Here is a 17,847-nt window from a genome sequence, read left to right as displayed (position 1 = left end):
GTCGGGTGCGGTTCAGGCGGTGCCCGTGTCGGCCTGTTGCTCCAGCAGCGCACGCCGCACCGCGGCCATGGCCGGCTGCAGCGCGCGCCAGGCGGCGGCATCGAAGCCCGCGGGGCCGCGTGTGGTGATGTCGCGCCGCTGCAGTGCCTGCGCGTGGCGGCAGGCGAGCACCACGCTGTTCGTGCCCCGCTCGCCATCGCCGACCACCAGCACCGCGTCCGCGCCGAAGGTCTGCCGGATGCGGGCCACATGCACGGCGAACAGCGGCTGGCTGGCGCTGCTGGGCAGGTTTGCCACCAGCCAGCCGCTGTCGGTCAAGGCCCCTGCACAGTCGTCGTAGAAGGCCTGCGAACACAGGGCGTCGGGCAGGCCTTCCCAATCGAAGCCGTCCACCAGCAGCACGTCGAAACGCTGCGGCGGATCGCGCACCAGCACCGCGCCGTCCTCGCAGACCACGCACAGGCGGGCGCTGTCCGGCGGAATGCCGAAGTCGTCGCGCAGCGCGATCACATGCGGGTTGATCTCGGCGACCCGCAGCGCGCTGTCCGGCAAGTGCCGGTGGCAGAACTTCACCAGCGAGCCGCCGCCCAGGCCGATCAGCGCGATGCTGGTCGGTCGCGGCTGCCACAGCAGAAAGCCCATCATCCGCTGCGTGTAGGCCAGGTCCAGCCCGTCGGGGTCGTCCATGCGCATGCGGCTCTGGATCTCGCTGAGCGAGAAGTGCAGGGCGCGCACGGTGCGGTCGCGGTCCTGGTAGATGTAGGGGCGGACATGGTCGGTCATGGTGCAGATTGTCACGCCATGGCCATCCCCCCGTTGACCAGCCCGCGCAGCGCCGGCAGGCACGACCCGCAGTTGGTGCCGCACTTCAGCTCGCCCTGCAACTGCGTCAACCGGGCCTCGGGGCTGCCCTGGCAGTGCCCGAGCACCTGCACGATCTGCGGCGCGGTGATGTTGAAGCAGGTGCAGACCTGCCGGCCCTTGTCCTGCACCGGCCCCGGCGCGGTCGGACTGCCGGCCAGCAGCGCGCGGCCATAGGACTGCGCCGGCAGCTCGTCCTGCAGCAGCGTGCGGATCCACGACTCGGCCTGCGTGTCGCCGGCCAGCAGCACGCCGCGCAGCACGCGGTCGGCGCCCTGCGTCTGCATCCGCACGGCGCGGTACTGGCCGCGTCGGCGGTCGTGGTAGACCAGCGTGTCGCCGCCGGACAGGCCCAGCAGCGTCTCGATCTGCTTGACCACGTCCTCCGGCATCGGCTCGGCCGCCGCCGCGCGCCAGACCAGCCCGGCCAGCCCCTCGCCATGCGGCTCGCGGCCGAAGGGCAGCACCATCGCGTGGCCGAACTGCGGCATCAGCGCCTTGAGCGCCTCGCGGGCCTGCAGCGCCTCCGCCTGCGGCAGCCACGCCAGCCCGAGCATCCGCCACGGCAGCTGGGCCGGCTCGATGCGCACGGCGCAGTGTTTCAGCTCCGGCTGCTTCGAGGTCGGGCAGTACGTCGGCAGCGTCAGACCGTTCACGCCGAGGCGGGCCACGCCCTTGGCGTCGGTGCCGCCCAGCACCTCCTCGCCCCAGTGCATCGGGATCGAGGCCTGCGTCGGCGCCACCGTGTCGCTGACCTGGATCGGCAGCACCAGACTGCCGCGCCGCGAGCGCACCTCCACCAGCTCGCCGTCCTTGAAGCCGCGCCGCGCCACGTCGGTCGGGTGCAGCTGCACCACCGGCTCGGCGACGTGGCCGAACAGGCGGCCGAGCGTGCCGGTGCGGCTCATGCCGTGCCACTGGTCGCGCAGCCGGCCGGTGGTCAGCGAAAACGGGTAGCGCGCATCGCGCGGCTCGGCCACCGGGCGGAACTCGGCCGCGCTGAACCGGGCGCGGCCGTCGTCGGTCGGGAACACGCCGTCCTCGTACAGGCGCGCCTTGCCGGTCAGGGCGCCTTCGGGCATCGGCCACTGCTGCGGGCCGTCGCGGTCGATCAGGTCGAAACTCATGCCGGTGATGTCGAGGTCGCGGCCACGGGTCGATTCGCGGTGTTCGTTCCACACCGATTCGGCCGTGTCGTAGGGGAAGAGGGTGGTCTGGCCGTCTTGACCGTTCAGCCGCTCGGGCAGGCGGGCCTCCAGCCGGTGGGCGATGTCCACGGCGATCTGCCAATCGTGGCGCGTGCTGCCCGGGGCTTTCACTGCGGGGCGCACGAGGCTGATGCGGCGCTCGGAGTTGGTGACCGAGCCGACCTTCTCGCCCCAGGTGGTTGCCGGCAGCAGCAGGTCGGCGTAGGCGGCGGTCGCGGTGGTCGAAAACGCCTCCTGCACGATGACGAACTCGGCGCGCTCCAGCGCGCGGCGCACCATCGCCTGGTCCGGCAGCGACTGCGCGGGGTTGGTGCAGACGATCCACAGCGCCTTGATCTGGCCATCGGCGGCGGCCTGGAACATCTCGACCGCGCTCTTGCCGGGTGTCGCCGGCACATCGGCCACGCCCCATAGGCGCGCGACTTCGGCGCGGTGCTGCGCATTGCCGAGGTCGCGGTGGCCGCTGAGCAGGTTGGACAGGCCGCCCACCTCGCGCCCGCCCATCGCATTCGGCTGGCCGGTGAGCGAGAAGGGGCCGGCGCCCGCGCGGCCGATCTGGCCGGTGGCGAGGTGCAGGTTGATGAGGGCGGCGTTCTTGTCGGTGCCCGCCGCACTCTGGTTCAGACCCTGGCAGTACAGCGACAGCGTCCGGCCGCGCTCGCCCGGCGTGCGGCCGGCGCCCTGCGCGAACCAGCGGGCGGCCTGGATCAGGTCGTTCTCCGCGATGCCGCAGACGCGGGCGGCGTCCTTCGGCGTCCAGCCCCGCACGGTGTCGCGCAGGGCGTCGAAGCCGGTGGTGTGCGCGGCGATGTACGCCGGGTCGATCAACCCCTCCCACAGCATCACGTGCAGCATCCCGTGGTACAGCGCCACGTCGGTGCCGGGCTGGATCTGCAGGAACAGGTCCGCCGTCTCGGCCGTCTCGGTGCGGCGCACGTCGACGACGATCCAGCGCTGGTCCGGCTTGGCCTTGCGGGCGTCCTCCAGCCGGCGGAACAGCACCGGGTGCGCCCAGGCGGTGTTGCTGCCACTGATGAAGACGGTGTCGGCATGGGCAAAGTCCTCGTAGCTGCAGGGCGGGGCGTCGGCGCCGAGCGTGCGCTTGTAGCCGGCCACTGCGCTCGACATGCACAGCCGCGAGTTGGTGTCGACGTTGTTGGTGCCGAGCAGGCCCTTGGCGAGCTTGTTGAAGACGTAGTAGTCCTCGGTCAGCAACTGGCCGGAGAGGTAGATCCCCAGCGCGTCCGGCCCGTCGCGGCGCACGATGTCGGCGAGCCGGTCGGCGGCGAGGTCGAGCGCCGAGGTCCAGTCGATCACCTCGGCTGGCCCGCGGCGTGTCCGGCGCAGGCGCGGCTGCAGCAGCCGCGTGGCCATCGTCACCGGGGCGCTGGCGGTCAGGTGCAGCGTGCTGCCCTTGGTGCAGAGCCGACCGAAGTTGGCCGGGTGGTCCGGGTCGCCGCGCACGCCGGTGATCTGCGCGCCATCGGACTCGATGATGACGCCGCAGCCGACGCCGCAGTAGGGGCAGGTGGACCTGGTGTCGGTCAGGGGCGTCGTCATCGGGGGGGCCCTGTCCGCGTCAGCCGAGGTCGCCGACGGCGACGGTGCGCAGCTCGGCGGCGTCGAGGAAGACCTCGTTGTCCACCACCTGCACGGCGAAGCGCGGGGTGCAGCCCTCGTCGGGCGCTCGGGCGCAGCCGTCGTTCAGGCCGATGGCCCAGTTGTGCAGCGGGCAGGCGACATGCTCGCCGAAGACGATGCCCTGGCTGAGCGGGCCGCCCTTGTGCGGGCAGCGGTCGAGCAGCGCGAAGACCTTGTCCTCGCCGTTGCGGAACACGGCGACATCGCACGACCCCGGCCGGGCCACGCGGCGGGCGCCGAGCACGGGGATGTCGTCAACGGTGCAGATGGATGTCCAGTCAGTCATGTCAAAAAGCCTCGAATACAGCATTCATTTCGTCATCCCCGCGCAGGCGGGGATCCACCCCGGCATGGCCGTCAGCTCACCGCCACCGGCGTGAACTGCCGGGTGTCCACGCTCGCCCTGGCCGACTCCAGCCACGGGTCCGCCGCGCCGTCCAGCGCGAACTGCAGCCGCTCCCACAGCTCTCGGCGCAGCTCGGCGTTCTCGACCACCTTGGCCTTGACGTAGTCCAGCCCGACGCGGTCGATGTAATGCACGGTGCGCTCCAGGTACCAGCCTTCCTCGCGGTAGAGCTGCAGGAAGGCACCGGCGTACTCCAGCACCTCGGCCGGGGTCTTCACCTTGACGAAGAACTGCGCGACCTCGGTCTTGATGCCGCCGTTGCCGCCGACGTACAGCTCCCAGCCCGAATCGACGCCGATGATCCCGACGTCCTTGGTGCCGGCCTCGGCGCAGTTGCGCGGGCAGCCCGAGACGGCCAGCTTCACCTTGTGCGGCGAGTACATGGCCCACAGTGCGCGCTCCAGGTCCTTGCCCATCTGGGTCGAGTCCTGCGTGCCGAAGCGGCACCACTCGCTGCCGACGCAGGTCTTCACGGTGCGCAGCGACTTGGCGTAGGCAAATCCCGAGGGCATGCCCAGATCGGCCCACACGCCCTGAAGGTCTTCCTTCTTCACGCCCAGCAGGTCGATGCGCTGGCCGCCGGTGACCTTGACGGTCGGGATGGCGTACTTGTCGGCTACGTCGGCGATGCGGCGCAGGTCGGCCGCCGTCGTCTCGCCGCCCCACATGCGCGGGATGACGGAGTAGGTGCCGTTCTTCTGGATGTTGGCGTGGCTGCGCTCGTTGATGAAGCGGCTCTGCGGATCGTCCTGCGCCTCCTTCGGCCAGGTGCTGAGCAGGTAGTAGTTCAGCGCCGGGCGGCAGGTGGTGCAGCCGTTCGGCGTCTTCCAGCCCAGGCGCCGGTAGACACCGTCCGGGCCGGCCAGGCTGGTCAGATGTTCCTTGCGGATCGCGTCGCGCACGTCCTGGTGGCTCAGCTCGGTGCAGCCGCAGACCGCCTTCTTCTTGGGCGTGGCGCTGTAGTCGCCGCCGGCGGTGAACATGATGAGCTGCTCGACCAGCCCGGTGCAGGAGCCGCAGGAGGCGCTCGCCTTGGTGTGCTTGCGCACCTCGTCCAGCGTGAACAGGCCCTTGTCCTTGATCGCCTTGCAGATGGCGCCCTTGGTCACGCCGTTGCAGCCGCAGACCTCGTCCGTGTCGGCCATCGCGGCGGCCTTGCTGTGGCCCTCGTGGCCGACGTCGCCGATGTTGGACTCGCCGAACATCAGCCGGTCGCGGATGTCGTGGACCTTGCGGCCCTCACGCAGCAGCTTGAAATACCAGCTGCCGTCCACCGTGTCGCCGTAGAGGCAGGCGCCGACCAGCTTGTCGTTCTGGATCACGAGCTTCTTGTAGACGCCGCCGACCGGGTCCGACAGCAGGATCTCCTCGCAGCCTTCGCCGCCGGTGAAGTTGCCGGCCGAGAACAGGTCGATGCCGGTGACCTTGAGCTTGGTGCTGGTCTGGCTGCCGGTGTAGCGGCCGATGCCGAACTCGGCCAGGTGCGTGGCGCAGACCTTGCCCTGCTCGAACAGCGGCGCCACCAGCCCGTAGGCGATGCCGCGGTGGCTGGCGCATTCGCCGATCGAGTAGATACGCGCATCGGTGACCGTCTGCAGCGTGTCGGTGACGACGATGCCGCCGCGCCCGCCGTGGTCGCACAGCAGGCCGATCTTCTTCGCCAGATCGGTGTTGGGGCGGATGCCGGCGGCCATCACCACCAGATCGGCGGGAATCTCGCGGCCGTCCTTGAACTGCACCGCCAGCACGCGCCCGCCCTTGCCCTCGGCCTGGTCGCCGATCAGAGCCGCGGTCTGCGCACCCATCTCGAACTTCAGGCCCCGGTCCTGCAGCGACTTCTGCAGCAGCTTGCCGGCGACGCTGTCGAGCTGGCGCTCCATCAGCCAGTCCGAGATGTGCACCACCGTGACCTGCATGCCGCGCAGCATCAGCCCGTTGGCCGCCTCCAGCCCGAGCAGGCCGCCGCCGATCACGACCGCGTGCTGGTGGGTCTTGGCCGTCTCGATCATCGTGTTCGTGTCGGCGATGTCGCGGTAGGCGATCACGCCGTCGAGATCCTTGCCCGGCACCGGCAGGATGAACGGGTTCGAGCCGGTGGCGATCAGCAGACGGTCGTATTCAGCCTCGATCGTCTCGCCCTGCGTGTTCACGGCGGTGACGGTGCGGCGGGCGCGGTTCACGTCGGTCACCTTGGCCCCCAGGTGCAGCGTGATGCCGTTGTCCGCGTACCAGCTCAGCGGGTTGAGGATGATCTCGTCGATCGTCTGCTCACCGGCCAGCACGGGGCTGAGCAGGATGCGGTTGTAGTTGGGGTGCGGCTCGGCGCCGAACACGGTGATGTCGTAGAAGTCAGGGGCGATCTTCAGCAACTCTTCCAGCGTGCGCACGCCGGCCATGCCGTTGCCGATCAGCACGAGTTTCATCTTCTTCATGGCGGACTCCTCAGGGGCCGGACCGGACGCGGGGCGCCCGCCGGTCGTCGTCGATCGGGATGGATGATTGCAATGCGGGGGAGCGGGGACGGCCCGGCGCGTCGATGCGCGGACGTCTGGCGTGGCGGGCGTGTTCGCCGGCGACTCGGGACGGGGCGGTCGTCGTTGATCGATGTCCGTGGATGCCAAGCACTTCGCAAGTTCCGGGCCTGACCTGGCCCGAGGCATGCTTGCGGCTTGCCGTGTCCGTGATGTGCCCTGTGAACCGAGAACCTGCCGACGTGATCCATCTCCTTGCTGTTGCCCCGGCCTTGCCCGATGCCCCGACCCTGGTGGCCGACCTGGAAGCCAATGGACTGTCCGTCCGTGCGCGCTGTGAAAGCACGCATCTGGTGCATGAAGCGGTGCGGCATGCACCGGACCTGATCGTGGTCTGGGAGCCGCATCCGGGCGAGGCGCTGTTCGAGGCGGTGCGGTTGCTGGCCCGGGTGATGCCGACGCCGACGCCGGTGCTGGTCTTCACCAGCGATGTCCGGGCCGAGCCGATGGATGCGGCGCTGGACGTGGGCATCGAAGGGTGGGTGGTCAACGGCTACGCGGCCGGGCGGCTGCGCCCGCTGGTGCAGCTCACGCTGGCGCGCCACCGCCGCAGCCGCCAGATGCGCGAGGAGCGCGACGAGCTGAGCCGCCGTTTCGAGGAGCGCAAGCTGGTCGACCGCGCCAAGGGCATCCTGATGTCGGCGCGCCAGGTCAGCGAGGATGAGGCCTTCCGGTTGCTGCGCTCGGCCTCGATGCACGCCAAGCAGCGCATCGGGCAGGTCTCGCAGCAGGTCATCGACGCCGCCCACTATGCCGAGGCCATCAACCGCGCCGGCCGTCTGCGCATGCTGTCGCAGCGGGTGGTCAAGCTCTACGCGCTGGCGGCGATGGGGGTGGAGGCGGCGGGTTCGCGGGCGTTGCTGGCGGATTCGGCGGCGCAGATCGACCAGAGCCTGGGCTTGCTCGGGCGCTCGCTGTCGCGGCCCACGTTCGGGGATCTGCTCGACGCGGTGCAGGGCTGCTGGGCGGGGCTGCAGGCGGGGCTGACTGGCGTGCCGGCCGTGGTCAAGGTGCCCGGGCTGGACGAGGAGGCCGAGCGGCTGCTGGCGCTGGCCGACCGGCTGACGCAGTCGCTCGAAAACGCTGGGCTGGCGCCGACGCTGCACGTCATCAACGTCTCCGGCCGCCAGCGCATGCTTGCGCAGCGGCTGGCCAAGCTGGCGCTGCAGCAGGACGGCTCGGCCCTGTCGGCTCGCGAGCCGCTGGCCCCCGGACTGGCGCCGACCGCCGAGGCGTTCGAGCACGGGCTGGCCTACCTGAAGGGCATTCCGCTGTCCACGCCGCTCATCCGCGAGGCCCTGGGGACCGCCGACTTGCGCTGGCAGGAGATGCTGCAGGCGGTACGGGCGGGCGCGACACCGGCGGCGCGGCTGACGCTGGCGGCGTCGAGCGAGGCCTTGCTGGAGCTGTTCGACCGGCTGACACGCGAGTATGAGCAGAGCATGCAGCTGCTGATGGGTTGATCCGCTGTGCGCCGAGGGCGCCGCTGGACCGACCCGCCCGCCCGAGCACCCGCCCGGTCAAGGGATGGGGACGGTGACGGACTTCACGTCCTGGGGACGAGGGGTTACCTTGTGTGAGTTCGGTCGCAGCCGGTGAACGCACACGCTGCCTATCATGGCCGGATGAACACCCTCGACACGCCTGTCCCTGTGGCGCCGCCGGCTTTGCTGGCCGGCGGACTGCTTGATCTGCTGCAGTCCGAGGGCGCCTTGCTGGCCCTCAAGGAGGCCGACAGCGGGCGCTATCTCTGGGCCAACGGGCCGTGTCTGGCGTGGCTGGGCGCCGAGGCGGCACAGGTCGTGGGCGCCACCGACCTGGAGCTGCTGCCACAGGCCGAGGCCAACGCGCTGCAGGCGGCCGACGCCCGTGCGCTGGCGGCCGGGCAGGCGGTCGTGGTCGAGGACCACCGCTTCGAGCGCCAGGGTCTGCGCACCGAGTTTCACGCCGTGCGCCATGTCCTGACACCGCCCGACGGCCCGCGCCAGCTGCTGATGCTGTGGCGCGATGTGACCCAGGGCCGGCGCGACGCCGCGCGCCTGCAATCCGCGCTCGATCAGATCGAGCGCCAGCAGCGTGCCGTCGAGATGCTGCGCCGCCAGCATGCCCAGGGGCTGGACCGGCCGAGCGAGCTGTTCCGCCGCGAACACTTCGAGGAGCACCTGCGCCGCGAGGCCGCCCTGTCGCAGCGCGAACACCGTGAATTTGCGCTGGTGCTGCTGGCGCTGGACCGGGTCGAGTCGATGCGACAGACGCTGGGCGAGCCGGCTGTGCAGGCGGTCACGCAGTCGATGGGCCACCTGATGCGCACCAACACCCGCGCCATGGACGTGCTGTCGCAGCTCGGGGATGGCCGGTTCGCGATCCTGCTGTCGGGTGTCGGGCTGGCGACGGCCCATTCGCGCATGGAGCACCTGCGCCGCGCCTGTGCCACGGAAGTGGTGGTGGTGAACGGGCAGGGCTTCAATTTCGAGGTCTCGATCGGCGTGGCAAGCTTTCCGCACACCGCCGCGACGCTGGCCGATCTGAGCCAGGCCGCCGTGCGGGCGCTTGCGGATGCGCGCCAGCGGGGTGGCAACCGGGTGGCGCTGGCCTCGATCCGGCTCGGCGAGATGTTGCCGGTGAACTGAAACGCGGCGTGGCGCGGCAGGGCGGCAGTCAGCCCAGCGACTTGTAGAACATGTAGGCCGCCAGCCCGTACAGGGTGCAGGCGAAGACCTTCTTCAGCTGCTTGATGTTCATCGCGTGCGCGGTGCGCGCGCCGAGCGGGGCGGTGGTGACGCTGGCAGTGGCGATGATCGCCAGCCCCGGCAGCCACAGATACCCCAGCGCCCCGGGCAGCGGGTTCGGCATCGACCACCCGCCCACCACATAGCCCACCGTGTTTGCCAGCGCGATCGGAAACCCCAGCGCTGCCGAGGTCGCCACCGCGTTGTGCATCGCCACGTTGCACCAGCCCATGAACGGCACCGAGAGGAAGCCGCCGCCAGCGCCGACCAGCCCGGAGATGAATCCGATCACGCCGCCGGCACCGAGGCTGCCTGCTGTGCCGGGCATCTGGCGCGTCGGGGCGGGCTTGCGGTCCAGCAGCATCTGGGTGGCCGAAAAGGCGACGAAGACAGCGAACACCAGCGCGAGCGTCGTGCCCTTGAGCAGCGAGAACACCCCGGCCCCTGCGAGCAGCCCGCCCAGCACGATGCCGGGCGCGAGGGTGCGCACGAGATCCCAGCGCACGGCGCCGCGCTTGTGGTGGGCACGCACGCTGGAAATCGATGTGAACAGGATCGTCGCCATGGAGGTGGCGATGGCCATCTTGACCGACAGCGCCGCGTCCACGCCGCGTGCGGAGAGGATCAGCGTCATGAACGGCACCATCAGCATGCCACCGCCGATGCCAAGCAGGCCGGCCAGGAAGCCGGTGAACGTGCCGAGGGCGAGCAGTTCGGCGACGAGGAGGAAATCGAGAGGCATGTGGGGTGTCCGCTGCAAGCCGAGGGCCGCATTCCTGAACCCAGGGGATTCAGGTGGGCGAGGTCAGACCGGCTTCGGGTTCATCTGACGCGAGACGATCACACCAGCTGGTCGATGTTCCAAGCCCGGGCTCGCGAGAGCATCGGTTCAAGGAAATAAAAACCCCCGCGAATGCAGCGGACGCTACGATTCTATGCCGATCCGCATCTGCCGATTCATGCTGGGGTGTGATCCTCGTCACCCAGTGCGGCGTCGATGCGCTGCACAAGGCTGTCGACGTCGATGGTGATGGGGGCCGCGGTCGGGGTGGTGGCTGGCACCGCCTCGGCGATGGGCGCTGCGGGGGTGGCGTAGCCGTCCTTCGTGCGCTGCTCGATGAGCGAATAGGCCAGATTGAGTGCCGCCAGCACGGCGATGCGCTCGCGCGCCTTCACCCGGCCCGCATCACGGATGGCGCACATCTCGCGATCGACCTGGCGCACGGCGGCGGTGAGGACGGCCTCGCCGCCGTCCGGACAGGCCAGGATGTAGCTCTGGCCCATGATGCTGATGTCCAGCTGTTTCATACGCCGCCTCCCGATGCGCCGCGGTCATGGGTGTCGACATCGCCGGCCGGCAGACGCTCGATCAGGGCATCGATGCGCGCCCGCGCTGCCGCCAGCCGAGAGCGCAGGTTGTCGCGTTCGGCGGCGACCGCGGTGAGCTGCTGTGCGAGCTGCGCGTTCGCTTGCACAAGCTCTTCATGGCGCAGAAGCAGCCGTTCTACCCGGTCGGCGAGGTCTTCTAGTGTGGACATTGCGCGTTGTCGGTTGGCGAAGGTCGTGGTGATTCGCGCGACAGTGCGCGCTCCCTGGCAGCGTCGATTGTAGTGGTCCGGGCACGCACCGTTTACAATTCACGCTGTTGGTGCTCGTGCCGGCCTTCACGCCGGCACGGTTAAACGGGAAGCAGGAAAGTTACCGCCCTTTCGGGCCACGCTCAACCTGCGCTGCCCCCGCAACGGTAAGCGGACGGGAGCTTCGCGCTCTCTGCCTCGGCGCACATGCCACTGGTGTCATCGGCACACCGGGAAGGTCGCTCGGGGTTCGTCCGTCAGCCCGGATACCGGCCAACGGGGGGTGAACGACGCAGGTCGTTTGCCATTTAGGTGTGCGCCTGCGGGGAAGCTGGCGCCACGATCTTTCCGCGTTGTGTTCTCCTATGACCTCCGAATTCCGGGCCGCTTCGCGGTCCAGCCTGTCCGTGCGTCCCGTTGCACTGGCCGCCGCGCTGTGCGCGTTCTCCCTCCTCCCGACGGCGGCTGCAGCGCAATCCAGCGCCGCCCACACCACGGCCGCCGCGGCCTCGCTGCCCAGCGTGGTCGTCACGGCCACCCGCACGCCGGTGCGCGCCGACCAGACCGTGGCCGATGTCACCGTCCTGACCCGCGATGACCTGGAGCGCGCCACCGGCCGCACGCTCAGCGAGGTACTGAGTCAGCAGGGAGGCATCCAGCTCTCGGCCAACGGCGGTCTGGGCAAGACCAGCTCGGTCTTCATCCGTGGTCTGGAGGCGCGCCATGTGCTGCTGCTGGTCGACGGCGTGCGCTATGGCTCGGCGACGACCGGCACGCCCGAACTCGACAACCTGCCGCTCGGCGACATCGACCGCATCGAGATCGTGCGCGGCCCGCTGTCCAGCCTCTACGGCAGCGATGCGGTGGGTGGCGTGGTCCAGGTCTTCACGCGCCGCGCCAGCGCCAGCGAAGGCACCCGTGCGAACGGCGCCATCACCGCCGGCAGCCACCGCTACGGCCAGGCCAGCGGAGGCCTCAGCTTCAATGACGGCGTGTGGAGCGGCGCCGTGCAGGCGCTCCACACCGAAAACCGCGGCTTCTCGGCCACCAATCCACAGGCGGAGTTCGGCAGCCACAACGCCGACACCGACGGCTTCCGCCAGAACGCCGCCAGCGCCCACCTCGGCCTGAAGCTGCCGCAGGGCTGGCAGGTCGGCGCCCACCTGCTGAACGCGGACGCCGTTTCTGGCTATGACGACGGCGCGGGAGCCGACGCCAAGGCCGGTCTGCGGACCCGCGTGATGTCGGTCGATGCGTCGGGCGCGGTCACCGCCGGCTGGCGCACGCAGCTCCGCGTCGCCCGCAGCGCCAACGACTACGAGACGATCGCCTCCGCCTCGCCGTACGCGGATCTGGGCACCATCGCCACCGTGCAGCAGCAACTGAGCTGGGACAACACCTTCAGCCTGCCGGTCGGCACGCTGCTGGTTGTCGCCGAACACCTCAAGCAGAAGGTGACCAAGCCCGCCGGCAACTACGACATCACGAACCGCACGGTCAACAGCCTGGCCCTCGGCTACCACGCCACGGTTGGTGTCCACACCGTCCAGGCCAGCCTGCGCCACGACCGCAACTCGCAGTACGGCAACCCCACCACCGGCACCATCGGCTACGGCCTCGCGCTGATGGACGGCCTGCGCGCCACCGCGCAGGTCGGCACCAGCTTCGTCGCGCCCAGCTTCAACCAGCTCTACTGGCCTTCCTACGGCAACCCGCTGCTGGCGCCGGAAAAGGGCAAGCACGCCGAAGTCGGCCTGCGCTACACGACCGGCGAGCAGCAGCTCAGTGCCACCGTGTTCAGCAACCGCATCCGCGGCTACATCACGCAGGGTGCCAATCCGGTGAACCTGCCGTACGCACAGAGCAACGGCGTCAGCCTGGGCTATGACGGGCAGCTCGGTCTGTTCAAGGTCGGCGCGGCGCTGGACCACCTGACGCCGAAGAACGACACCGACGGCAGCACCAACCAGGGCAATCTGCTGCCGCGCCGGGCGCGCAATGCGGCCAAGCTCAGCGCCGATGTCGATCTGGGTGCCTGGACGGTCGGCGCCGGCCTGCAGGCCTACAGCCACCGCTTCAACAACACCGCCAACACGCAGCGCCTGGCCGGTTACGCCACGGTGGACCTGCATGCGCAGTGGCAGTTCGAGCGCGACTGGGCGCTGGGCGCACGGCTGAACAATGCCGCCAACCGGGCGTACGAGACCGCGCTGGGCTACAACCAGCCGGGTCGCGAGCTGTATGTGACGCTGCGCTACGCGCCGCGCTGAGCCGTCTGCCCGCGACACCGGAGCCGCGCCATGCACCCTTGCAGCGAGTTCATCCTCGGCGGCCAGCGCAGCGGCAAGTCGCGCTGCGGCGAGCAGCGCGCGGCCGACTGGCTGGCCGCGCAGCCCGGTCACCGCGCCGTGCTGCTGGCGACCGCGATCGGCGGCGACGACGAGATGCGCGCGCGCATCCGTCGCCACCAGGCCGACCGTGCCGAGCGGGTGCCGGCCATGGCGCTCGACGAGGTGCGGCACGATCTGGCCGGCGCCATCCGCCGGCACAGTGCACTGGATTGCCTCGTGCTGGTCGATTGCCTGACGCTGTGGCTCACGCAGTGGCTGATGCCGCTGGAAGGCGAGCCGGTCGAGGACACCCGCTGGCTTGCCGTGCTGGCCGACCTGGACGCGGCCTTGCTGGCGGCGCCCGGCCCGGTCGTGCTCGTCTCGAACGAGATTGGCCTGGGGCTGGCGCCGATGTCGCGTGAAGCGCGGCGCTATGTCGATGCACTCGGGCGGCTGCACCAGCGGGTGGCGGCGCGCTGCCCGCAGGTGACGCTGATGGTGGCGGGGCTGGAGATGACAGTGAAATCGGCGGTGAAGCGATGATCGGCCGGCGCTGGAGGCTGGCTGCGGTGTGGGCGGTATGGGCCGTGGTGCTGGCTTCGTGGACCCTGTCGGCCCGGGCCGAGGTCATCGTCCGCGACGACCGTGGCGCGACGATCCGGCTCGCCGCGCCGCCACAGCGGGTCGTCTCGCTGCTGCCGTCGCTGACCGAGACGCTCTGTGCGCTGGGCTTCTGCGAGCGGCTGGTCGGCATCGACCGTTACTCCAACTGGCCGGCCAGCGTGCCGGCGCTGCCCAAGCTCGGCGGCATGGACGACACGCAGGTCGAGCGCCTCGTGGCGCTGCGGCCGGACGTCGTGCTGGCGGCGCGCTCGACCCGTGCGGTCGAGCGGCTGGAGTCCCTCGGGCTGGTGGTGGTCGTGCTGGAGCCGCGCAGCCAGGCCGAGGCGAAACGCACGGTCGCCACCATCGCCACGCTGATGGGACGGCCGGAGCAGGGCGCCATGCTGTGGGCGCGCATCGACCAGCAGGTGCAGCGCGCCGCGGCCCGCGTGCCGGCGGCGTTGCGTGGCCAGAAGGTGTATTTCGAGGTGGACTCGGCCCCTTACGCGGCTGGCAGCACCTCCTTCCTCGGCGAGCTGCTGACCCAGCTCGGGCTGGGCAACATCGTCCCGCCCGCGCTCGGGCCGTTCCCGAAGCTCAATCCCGAATTCATCGTCAAGGCCCAGCCCGATCTGGTGATGGCCGTCGAGCGCAACCTGCGCGACATGCCGCGCCGCCCCGGCTGGGCCACGCTGAAGGCGCTGCAGACCGGCCGCACCTGTGCCTTCGAGGCCAGCCGCTACGAGATGCTCGTGCGCCCTGGCCCGCGGCTGGGCGAGGCGGCCGACTTGGTGGCCGACTGCCTGCAGGCGCTGCGGTGACCGCCCGATGAGCGAACACGAGCAGCGCCGCCGCAGTCGCCTGGCCTGGGCGCTGGCGCTGGTCGCGCTGCTGGGCGGTGCGGCTGGATTGGTCGCCGGCAGCGAAGGCTGGAGCCTCACCGCGTTCCACACCCTGCTCGCCGATGGCTCGGCCGAGCTGATCCTGTGGCAGATCCGCGCCCCGCGCACGCTGGGCGCGTGGCTGACTGGCGCGCTGTTCGGACTGGCCGGGGCGATCGCGCAGGGGTTGTTCCGCAACCCGTTGGCCGATCCCTACCTGCTCGGCTCGGCGGCGGGCGCGTCGCTGGGCGTGGTGGTTGTGTTGGCGGCGGGCTCGCTCGCCGGGGTGGGGCTGAGTCTGGCGACGGCCGAGCTGCTGTCGCGCTTCGGGCTGGTGGCGGCGGCGTTTGTCGGCGCGCTGGTGGGGGTCGGCCTGACGCTGTCGCTGGCGCGTGGCGCGCAGCACACGACGCGGCTGTTGCTGGCCGGCGTGGTGGTCGGCGTGGTGCTGGGCGCGCTCAATGACCTGCTGACCACGCTCGCACCTGACGCGCTGCGTGGCAAGCAGGCCTTCCTGCTCGGCACGACGGGCTTTCTGGGCTGGTCGAGCTGCGCGGTGCTGGGCGCCGTGCTGCTGCTGGTATTGCCGCCGGGCTGGCGGCTGTCGCGGGTGCTGGACGCGCTGACGCTGGGCGAGGACAGCGCCGCCAGCCTTGGCCTGCCGCTGCCGACACTGCGGCTGGTGCTGGTCGTGCTGATGGCGCTGGCCACCGGCACGGCGGTGTCGCAGGCCGGCATGGTCGCCTTCGTCGGGCTGGTCGCGCCGCACCTGGTCCGGCGCTTCGTGCACGCGACGCACGGCTACCGGCTCGTCGCCAGCGCGGCGATGGGCGGCGCGCTGCTGCTGGTGGCCGACGTGCTGGCGCGCACGCTGATCGCGCCGCAGGAGCTGCCGGTCGGGGTGCTGACCGCCGTGCTGGGCGGGTTCTACCTGCTGTGGCTGCTGCGCCGCCGGGAGATCCACGGATGAGCACGCCCACCCCCTTCCGCCATGCCCGCGATGGCGGGCACCCACCCTCGCCACCCCTGTCCACCACGGCGCTGCACGTCCACCTCGGCGCCCGCCCCGTCCTCCACGGCGTCACCCTCGTGTTCGAGCGCGGCTGGACCGCCATCGTCGGCCCGAACGGCGCGGGCAAGTCCACGCTGCTGCGCGCACTCGCCGGCCTGCAGCCGCTGGCGGCGGGCGAGGTCACGCTGGCTGGCCGTCCGCTCGGGCAGTGGTCGGCCCGCGACCGGGCGCGACAGCTTGCCTGGCTGGCGCAGCAGGCCGAGGCGAGTGGCGAACTGACGGTGCGCGACGTGGTCCACCTCGGCCGGCTGCCGCAGCTCGGTCTGTTCGCCACCCCCGGCCCGCAGGACGAGGCCATCGTCCAGCAGGCCATGCACGACACCGAATGCCACGCCTGGCAGCACCGCCGCCTGTCCGCGCTGTCCGGCGGCGAGCGCCAGCGGGTGCTGCTGGCGCGGGCGCTGGCGGTGCAGGCGCCGGTGCTGCTGCTCGACGAGCCGACCACCCACCTCGACCCGCCGCACCAGGTCGCGCTGGTGCGCCAGATGGCCCGCCTCGGCCGCACGCAGGTGGTCATCAGCGTGCTGCACGACCTGAGCCTCGCGCTGGCGGCCGACCGGCTGGTCGTGCTGGCGGCGGGCGCCGTGCGGGCGGTCGGTGACCGCGACGATCCGGCGGTCCACGCCGCGCTGGTCGAGGTCTTCGGCGGCGCGATCCGCATCGCGCGTGTCGGCCCGCAGTGGGTCGCGCTGCCGCAGCTCCATTCCCTCCGGGATGTCTCCCAGGATTTGCAGGAACCCCCACCATGAACATCGAACAGCCTCCCGTGGACCGCCAGCGCATCGTCCCCGACGGCGAGCGGCGCGGCCTGGTTCTCGTCCACACCGGCGACGGCAAGGGCAAGAGCACGGCCGCCTTCGGGCTGGCCATCCGCGCCCACGGCCGCGGCAAGGCGGTCAAGGTCTACCAGTTCATGAAGGTGCCCAGCGCACGCTTCGGCGAACACCGGCTGTTCGAGCGGATCGGCATCCCGATCGAAGGGCTGGGCGACGGCTTCTCGTGGAAGAGCAAGGATCTGGAACACTCCGCCCAGCTCGCCCGCGACGGCTGGGCCAAGGCCGAGGCGACGATCCGCGCCGGCGAACACTTCCTCGTCGTGCTCGACGAGATCATGTACCCGCTGCGCTACGGCTGGGTGCCGCTGGAGCCGGTGCTGCAGGCGCTGCGCGAACGGCCGGCGCAGGTCCACGTCGTGCTCACCGGCCGCAACGCGCCGGAGGAACTGGTCGAACTCGCCGACACCGTGACCGAGATGACGCTGGTGAAACACCACTTCCGGGCGGGCGTGCCAGCGCAGCGCGGCATCGAGGACTGAGGCGATGATGAAAACCGCCATCAGCTGGAGCGCCGGCAAGGACTCGTGTTTGGCGCTGCTGCGCGCCCGCGAGGCCGGCCACGACGTGCAGACCTTCCTGACGATGTGCGAGGCCGACGGATTCAGCAAGTCGCACGCGCTGGCGCCCGGGGTGATCGCCGCGCAGGTCGCGGCCTTCGGCGGCGTGTGGCGTGCGGTGGCTGTGCCGGACGGGGTGCCCGGCGCCTATGCGCTGTGCTTCGACGCCGCGCTGCAATCGCTGCACGACAGCGGCCACACCCATGTCGTCTTCGGCGACATCGACCTGCAGGCGCACCGAGACTGGCTGGAGCCGGCCTGCGCCCGCGCCGGTCTGCAGGCGGTGTTTCCGCTGTGGGGGCTGTCGCGTGCGGCGCTGGCCCGCGAGATCCTCGACCGTGGCATCCGGGCGCGGCTGGTCTGCGTGGACACGGGCCGGCTGGACGCCCGGTTCTGCGGGCGCGACTACGACGCCGCGCTGCTGGCCGAGCTGCCGGACGGCGTGTGTGTCTGCGGCGAGGACGGCGAATTCCACACCGTCGTGGTGGACGCGCCGGGCATGTCCGCCCCGCTGGCGCTGGTCAGCGTCGGCCCCCGCACCGTCTTCGCCCGCCCGCCGATGCGCCCGACGACGCTGGTGTTCGACGAACTGCAACTCGCCGACGCGCCGTGACC

Annotated in this window: 16 protein-coding genes, 1 other RNA gene and 1 riboswitch; of the genes, 9 read left to right on the top strand and 8 right to left on the bottom strand. The window is 70.8% G+C overall.

All coding sequences use genetic code 11. From position 1 onward, the window contains the following. Window positions 1-12: 12 nt before the first annotated feature. The 4 genes from U5O44_RS08665 to nirB all read right to left on the bottom strand — a co-directional run bounded on the left by U5O44_RS08665 (window position 13) and on the right by nirB (window position 6,548). Entirely contained in the window at window positions 13-783 is a 771-nt protein-coding gene (locus U5O44_RS08665) for a class I SAM-dependent methyltransferase (protein WP_322588028.1), read from the bottom strand. An 11-nt stretch (window positions 784-794) separates the two neighbouring features. Next, window positions 795-3,617 carry a nitrate reductase gene (locus U5O44_RS08660; RefSeq protein ID WP_416222162.1) on the bottom strand — a complete coding sequence of 941 codons (2,823 nt, stop codon included), beginning with the start codon at window positions 3,615-3,617 and terminating at the stop codon, window positions 795-797. A 31-nt stretch (window positions 3,618-3,648) separates the two neighbouring features. Beyond that, window positions 3,649-3,996 (bottom strand): nitrite reductase small subunit NirD, encoded by a 348-nt coding sequence (gene nirD / locus U5O44_RS08655; protein WP_322588026.1) that lies wholly within the window; start codon window positions 3,994-3,996, stop codon window positions 3,649-3,651. A 71-nt stretch (window positions 3,997-4,067) separates the two neighbouring features. Next, a complete protein-coding gene (gene nirB, locus U5O44_RS08650) occupies window positions 4,068-6,548 on the bottom strand; it encodes a nitrite reductase large subunit NirB (RefSeq protein WP_322588025.1) in 2,481 nt (826 codons plus the stop codon). Between the two features lie 281 nt (window positions 6,549-6,829). Here nirB and U5O44_RS08645 point away from each other — a divergent pair, with 281 nt between their 5' ends. Together U5O44_RS08645 and U5O44_RS08640 are read left to right on the top strand one after the other, a co-directional pair. Beyond that, window positions 6,830-8,110 carry a type IV pili methyl-accepting chemotaxis transducer N-terminal domain-containing protein gene (locus tag U5O44_RS08645; RefSeq protein WP_322588024.1) on the top strand — a complete coding sequence of 427 codons (1,281 nt, stop codon included), beginning with the start codon at window positions 6,830-6,832 and terminating at the stop codon, window positions 8,108-8,110. 162 nt (window positions 8,111-8,272) lie between these two features. Continuing rightward, on the top strand, window positions 8,273-9,277 hold the full coding sequence (locus U5O44_RS08640; protein ID WP_322588023.1) for a GGDEF domain-containing protein: 1,005 nt from the start codon (window positions 8,273-8,275) through the stop codon (window positions 9,275-9,277). 28 nt (window positions 9,278-9,305) lie between these two features. Here the strand turns inward: U5O44_RS08640 and U5O44_RS08635 are convergent, their stop codons facing one another. The 4 genes from U5O44_RS08635 to U5O44_RS08620 form a co-directional block, all read right to left on the bottom strand. After that, window positions 9,306-10,118 (bottom strand): sulfite exporter TauE/SafE family protein, encoded by an 813-nt coding sequence (locus U5O44_RS08635; protein ID WP_322588022.1) that lies wholly within the window; start codon window positions 10,116-10,118, stop codon window positions 9,306-9,308. Between the two features lie 2 nt (window positions 10,119-10,120). Then, window positions 10,121-10,304: non-coding RNA, 6S RNA (gene ssrS / locus U5O44_RS08630), on the bottom strand. Between the two features lie 29 nt (window positions 10,305-10,333). After that, window positions 10,334-10,684 carry a cell division protein ZapA gene (locus U5O44_RS08625; protein WP_322588021.1) on the bottom strand — a complete coding sequence of 117 codons (351 nt, stop codon included), beginning with the start codon at window positions 10,682-10,684 and terminating at the stop codon, window positions 10,334-10,336. Continuing rightward, window positions 10,681-10,914 (bottom strand): DUF904 domain-containing protein, encoded by a 234-nt coding sequence (locus U5O44_RS08620; protein ID WP_322588020.1) that lies wholly within the window; start codon window positions 10,912-10,914, stop codon window positions 10,681-10,683. The genes U5O44_RS08625 and U5O44_RS08620 overlap by 4 nt, the downstream gene beginning before the upstream one ends. 91 nt (window positions 10,915-11,005) lie before the next feature. Next, a riboswitch (cobalamin riboswitch) is annotated at window positions 11,006-11,245 on the top strand. A 73-nt stretch (window positions 11,246-11,318) separates the two neighbouring features. Here U5O44_RS08620 and U5O44_RS08615 point away from each other — a divergent pair. From U5O44_RS08615 to U5O44_RS08585, 7 genes are read left to right on the top strand one after another with little or no spacing between them, the layout of a single operon-like run. Further along, window positions 11,319-13,223, top strand: coding sequence for a TonB-dependent receptor domain-containing protein (locus U5O44_RS08615; RefSeq protein ID WP_322588019.1), 1,905 nt, complete (start codon window positions 11,319-11,321; stop codon window positions 13,221-13,223). 30 nt (window positions 13,224-13,253) lie between these two features. Continuing rightward, window positions 13,254-13,826 (top strand): bifunctional adenosylcobinamide kinase/adenosylcobinamide-phosphate guanylyltransferase, encoded by a 573-nt coding sequence (locus U5O44_RS08610; protein ID WP_322588018.1) that lies wholly within the window; start codon window positions 13,254-13,256, stop codon window positions 13,824-13,826. Continuing rightward, the gene (locus U5O44_RS08605) at window positions 13,823-14,707 is read left to right on the top strand and encodes an ABC transporter substrate-binding protein (protein WP_322588017.1); all 885 of its coding nucleotides are present in this window, start codon (window positions 13,823-13,825) and stop codon (window positions 14,705-14,707) included. The genes U5O44_RS08610 and U5O44_RS08605 overlap by 4 nt, the downstream gene beginning before the upstream one ends. 7 nt (window positions 14,708-14,714) lie before the next feature. Then, the gene (locus U5O44_RS08600; RefSeq protein WP_322588016.1) at window positions 14,715-15,737 is read left to right on the top strand and encodes a FecCD family ABC transporter permease; all 1,023 of its coding nucleotides are present in this window, start codon (window positions 14,715-14,717) and stop codon (window positions 15,735-15,737) included. Continuing rightward, on the top strand, window positions 15,734-16,588 hold the full coding sequence (locus U5O44_RS08595) for an ABC transporter ATP-binding protein (RefSeq protein WP_322588015.1): 855 nt from the start codon (window positions 15,734-15,736) through the stop codon (window positions 16,586-16,588). Before U5O44_RS08600 ends, U5O44_RS08595 begins: the two co-directional genes overlap by 4 nt. Beyond that, a complete protein-coding gene (gene cobO / locus U5O44_RS08590; RefSeq protein WP_322588014.1) occupies window positions 16,585-17,154 on the top strand; it encodes a cob(I)yrinic acid a,c-diamide adenosyltransferase in 570 nt (189 codons plus the stop codon). The genes U5O44_RS08595 and cobO overlap by 4 nt, the downstream gene beginning before the upstream one ends. Window positions 17,155-17,161: 7 nt before the next feature. Further along, window positions 17,162-17,845, top strand: a complete 684-nt coding sequence (locus U5O44_RS08585) for a Dph6-related ATP pyrophosphatase (RefSeq protein ID WP_322588013.1) — start codon at window positions 17,162-17,164, stop codon at window positions 17,843-17,845. The last annotated feature ends 2 nt before the right edge of the window (window positions 17,846-17,847 follow it).

Source organism: Sphaerotilus sp., assembly GCF_034519685.1.
In the GTDB taxonomy this organism is placed as follows: Bacteria; Pseudomonadota; Gammaproteobacteria; order Burkholderiales; family Burkholderiaceae_C; genus Sphaerotilus.
Note: the sequence above shows the minus strand (reverse complement) of the source record. Positions and strands in the feature narration are given on the sequence as shown.